The organism is Novosphingobium sp. BW1 (assembly GCF_008107685.1).
GTDB lineage: Bacteria > Pseudomonadota > Alphaproteobacteria > Sphingomonadales > Sphingomonadaceae > Novosphingobium.
In genome coordinates, this window is sequence record NZ_VIRF01000029.1 from 1 (window position 1) to 379 (window position 379).

General features: G+C 51.5%; 2 protein-coding genes. Both read left to right on the forward strand.

All coding sequences use genetic code 11. The features are described 5' to 3' along the window. Positions 1 to 186 (forward strand): hypothetical protein (locus FMM79_RS00520; protein ID WP_020243400.1); only part of this gene is annotated, 186 nt, incomplete at its 5' end. A 17-nt stretch (positions 187 to 203) separates the two neighbouring features. Beyond that, the coding region (locus FMM79_RS22145; RefSeq protein WP_205466407.1) for a flavodoxin domain-containing protein at positions 204 to 379 on the forward strand (176 nt) is incomplete at its 3' end.

The following is a 379-nucleotide window of genomic DNA, read 5'->3' on the forward strand; positions in this document are numbered from 1 at the left end:
ATGCTACATGCCAGTCAGTTGTCATTGACGCATCCTTTTACTGGCGAGCCGCTGACTATTCACGCGGGCCTGGACGACACCTGGATGCAGGCGTTATCACAATTTGGCTGGCGCGGTCTGCTTCCTGAAAATGAAAGGGTTGAGTTCAGTGCGCCATCGGGTCAGGATGGAGAGATAAGTTCCTAATCCAGGGAGAAAACGGTATGGCGGAAATTGGTATTTTTGTCGGCACCATGTACGGGAATTCACTGTTAGTGGCCGAAGAAGCGGAAGCGATTCTGACCGCGCAGGGCCACAAAGCAACGGTATTTGAAGATCCTGAATTAAGCGACTGGCTGCCCTATCAGGATAAGTATGTTCTGGTGGTTACGTCCACGAC